2 protein-coding genes and 1 pseudogene are annotated in these 4,117 nt (G+C 50.0%); 1 reads left to right on the forward strand and 2 read right to left on the reverse strand.

Annotated features, from left to right (window positions below; translation table 11 throughout):
• Nucleotides 1–120: 120 nt before the first annotated feature.
• Nucleotides 121–421, reverse strand: a pseudogene (locus WG929_RS20735) (transposase); the annotation flags it as partial.
• 471 nt (nt 422–892) lie between these two features.
• Nucleotides 893–3,370 (reverse strand): TonB-dependent siderophore receptor, encoded by a 2,478-nt coding sequence (locus tag WG929_RS20740; RefSeq protein WP_416207589.1) that lies wholly within the window; start codon nt 3,368–3,370, stop codon nt 893–895.
• Between the two features lie 480 nt (nt 3,371–3,850).
• Between WG929_RS20740 and WG929_RS20745 the strand changes: the two genes are divergently transcribed.
• The coding region (locus tag WG929_RS20745) for a transposase (RefSeq protein ID WP_416207590.1) at nt 3,851–4,117 on the forward strand (267 nt) is incomplete at its 3' end.

Raw genomic sequence — 4,117 nt, forward strand, 5'->3', positions numbered from 1 at the left:
ACCCGAAACTGCAACGTTGCAGGAGCGGTATCACTCAATCCTGCAAAACTGCAGGAGATTGAACGGAATAAATGTGCTGCTTAAACGCAGTATTTTGGACAACTGGGTTGAAAACTACCGCGTCTCCGACAGTATGGTGCGCACAGCCTCGCGCTTGTTCCCGACGGTCAGTACTTTCGGTTGAGGGCAGCCTTCAGCGCTTCCGTGTCCAGCATGGAACTCGGCCAGCAACTTCTGGAGCCGGGCCCAAGGCCTTCAGTCGACGGGCTTCAGAGACTTCCAAACCGCCGAACTTCTTGCGCCAGGTGTAAAAGGTCGCGTCTGAGATGTTGTACTTCCGGCAAAGCTCTTTGACCGGAAGGCCAGCCTAGGCTTCCTTCAGAATGGGTATGATCTGTTCTTCGGTAAATCGCTTCTTCATGTTCATCGTCCTCTCTGGTGATGAACATTACTAAGATCACGATGGATTAGAAAGTTGGGGGCCAACTCGCCAAAATTAAGCAACAAAATCCCAGACGCTGGTCTGGCGATACCCGAAACTGCAACGTTGCAGGAGCGGTATCACTCAATCCTGCAAAACTGCAGGAGATTGAACGGAATAAATGTGCTGCTTAAACGCAGTATTTTGGACAACTGGGTTGAAAACTACCGATATCTCCTATGTTCTGGCGAAGCGAATCTGGTTGAGTCTGCGCCGACTGTGCTGGAGAAATTTCAGTCGTGCCCATACCCCGGAACGTGTCAACGTCATTTGAGCCACCTTTAGGTGGCGCAAGAGTTCGGAGCCGAGTCAGCGACCTCGGAAAGCCGCTTTGAGCGGGTCAAAAATTGAAAGCCCCCTGGCTTTGCCGGGAGATGGTTACTGTTGGCTTAAAATCGAAAGTGATGTTGTTTAAAAAATACCGGTGAGGTGCAATTTGAAATTACGTGGCTCTCCGTAATAGTCTCTGGGTGCATATTGGGGATCGGCGCCAAGTCCGCTGTAGTACTCTTTATCGAACAGGTTGTCGATATTGAGTTGCAGTTTTAGATGACTGTTGATTTTGTATTGCGCCATCATGTCCACCAAAAAGTAAGCGTCCTGTTCGTTGCGCACGGTATCCGTAGTTTTGTCACCGGCCCAAGAGCGTCCGTCCCGATAGATTTTGTCCTGCCAATTCAGGCTGGTCCCAAAACGCCAACGGCCCGATTTGCCTGCTGGGGTGTAGGATGTGGTCAGTTTGAACAACTGCTTGGGGACTTCGGGTTTATAGATGGTGCCCGATGCAAAAGTGCTGTCCTTGACGTACTCTGTCTCGTTGTAGGTGTAACCTGCCCCTATTTCCCAATAGTCAGAAAGTGCGCCTTGTACTTCCAGATCGACCCCTTCACTGCTGATTTCACCTGATGCTTCGTAGCAGGTCGGTGCTTCTGGGCTGCAAAGACTGGTGTCTGCCACCGACCTTGCGCGATTGGTTTGGTAGATCTTATAAATCGCCGCGCTGGTGTTTAGGCTGCCGCCAAAGTACTCACCTTTGATGCCCATTTCATAGTTTTCACCCACAACGGGTTCAAGTGTATTGCCGTTCGCATCCTCTGAACTTTGCGGCTCAAATATATCGGTGTAACTGGCGTATATTGAGTGCTGTTGATTGAGATCGTAAATAACGCCAGCATAGTTGGTGACCTGATCATCTATTTTGTAGTCTCCATCCCCGTCTTCGATGTCGTACTCGTACCAGTCTAAACGCATACCGAGAATCACTTTTAACGGATCCGTTGGGTTCAATCGGGTCGTTACGTAAGCGCTATCTTGGGTGGCTGTGGACTTAACAGTTCGGCTATAAGGCAAATCAGGGCGCGGCAAACTGGAAGAATCCCAGTTGTAGATGTCGAGATCGGTACCAACATAAGCAAGACTAAACTTGTCTTCATCGTCATCCAATTGATTGCGGGTGGCGCCAAACACCAGCTCGTGATCGCGACCCAGCAAGGAAAATGGCCCACTGGCAGTCAGTTCATAGTTTTTTTGCGTTCTTTCGGTTTCGGAATGCCAGGCCCTTTGCCGGCGAGTCACCGGATCCACCGAAACATCGGTTACAAGGTAAGCACCCAACAAGTCAGTATCCAATGTGAGGAAAAGCGTGCTCAACTTGATTGTCCAATCATTGGCCAACTGGTGTTCCAAATTGGCAAAGAGTGAAGCGGTTTCATAATCCAGGTACTCCCAGTCAGAGGCCAGCGAGGTGGAGCGAGGGAGATCCAAATGTCCACCATCGGGGTCGACAGGTAGCCCGCCCCACCACATGCCTTCTATTTGGTCTTTCTGAACATGTGCTCCCACAGTTAATAGGGTGTCCTTGCCGATGTCGGTTTCAACAATGCCATAGATGAGGTTGGTTTCGCTCCCGTCATTGTCGCGAAAGCTTTCTTTGGTGTCAGCGTAGCCGACAATTCTTGCCCGTGCACTGCTATCTTTTGTGACAGGGCCACTGACATCAATCATGCCGCTGTAATTGTTCCACCGTCCTACGCCCACATCGAACAGGGTTTGAAACTCTGCTGTAGGGCGTTTGCGCACCAAGTTTATGGCGGCAGAGGGATTGCCCGCCCCTTGGGTCAGGCCAGTGGCACCGCGCACTACCTCCACCCGGTCAAACATGGCCAAATTGGCCACTGCGTTGGGAGTGGTTCCCTGCCATTGTGTCACCGCGCCATCATAGGTCACATTTTCGGCATAGAAACCGCGTGATAAGAATGTCGGCCGGCCCGCGCCATCGGTGATGTTAACAAACACGCCTGGGGTACTTTTTATCGCATCGACCAGATCAATAATGCCTTCATCTTCCATGCGCTGTCGGGTAATGACGGTGACCGCTTGGGGTGTTTCCCGTAGGGTTAAATCGAGCTTGGTGGCGGTTGACATGGTGCCGGTGGTGTAGGAACCGGTACCTTCGGTGGTCGTGCTTATACTATCACCAGCAATTTTTACCGGAGGCAAAGAGATGGCGCCATCATTTCCCTGCGCGATTAATGTCACAGAATTACCGGAAATGGCATACCTAACTCCCGTTCCATCCAGTAATTGCCGCAAGACCTCTGTGGGGACGGTTCCTTGCACGGCCTTGCTGTTAATCCCTGCAACAAGGTTTGCATCGTAAATAATTTGCAGGCCGGCCTCTTCTCCGAGTTCATTCAAAGCATCTGCAAGCGATTGCGCTGGAATATCAATGGGTTGCTGTGCCAGGGCCTGAGTAGACAGCACCATAGTGAGAGCGGCCCTCCAGCTCCATTGCCTGACTGATAACCAGATGTTCTTCTTATCCTTACTAAGCTTAATTCCCTCCTCTCCCTGGGAAGCTAATAATAGTGGAATGGTGTTGCCTGACATTTTTGTCCCCTAAATTAAAAACAGTGATAATGATCAGGCTGTAAACGAACGAATGCTTAAAAAATTTAGCGATAACCACACCTAGTTTAATTTTCTATTGTTTGCCTCTGTGTATCTATTTGATATTTTTAGTGTTTCTCTGAGTGCGAAATATTTACACCGCTCTTTAATAATCCTTGTCTAACCGCGTTGTATCAGTTATCTGCCACGCTGAAATATCGGCCTTTTTTAAAGATTGCCACAGTGATTTATTCCTTCCACTTTCATTTCTCTCATTTTGAAATTTGCCGTGTGTAAGGACTCCGCACCATAAATTTCCAGCTACCTGGCTCGTTCTCTTCAGGATTGGTGGCCCTGTATGTCAACCTAAGCCTGAGCCAGTGGATTTTGAGATAACATCTAAATCAGGGCGCTCAGGAGAATCACCATGCCAAAACCTGCTACCACTGCTAATCCCCCAGTCCCGCACTGGAAAAGCGGGTGCGCAGAGCCTTCAGTACCGAATACAAGTTATCCATCATCCAGCAAGCCGAGGCCTGCCAGCATGGTGAATTAGGGGAACTGCTGCGCCGTGAAAAATTGTATTCCAATCAACTGTCTCAATGGCGTCGGGAACGGGCTGAGCGAGGGCTGGATGGTCTGAAAAAATCCGCCCCAGGTCCCGCGCCGAAGAAGACCGCTGAGCAAAAACGTATCGAACAGCTCGAACAAGAGAACGACCGGCTACGCAAGCAGATCGAGATTCAG

The organism is Oceanobacter antarcticus (assembly GCF_044962685.1).
In the GTDB taxonomy this organism is placed as follows: domain Bacteria; phylum Pseudomonadota; class Gammaproteobacteria; order Pseudomonadales; family Oceanobacteraceae; genus Oceanobacter; species Oceanobacter antarcticus.

Bases quoted from the DNA above. Each gene is read 5' to 3' on its own strand.
- WG929_RS20740 (WP_416207589.1), bottom strand. From the start codon at position 3,370: ATGTCAGGCAACACCATTCCACTATTATTAGCTTCCCAGGGAGAGGAG.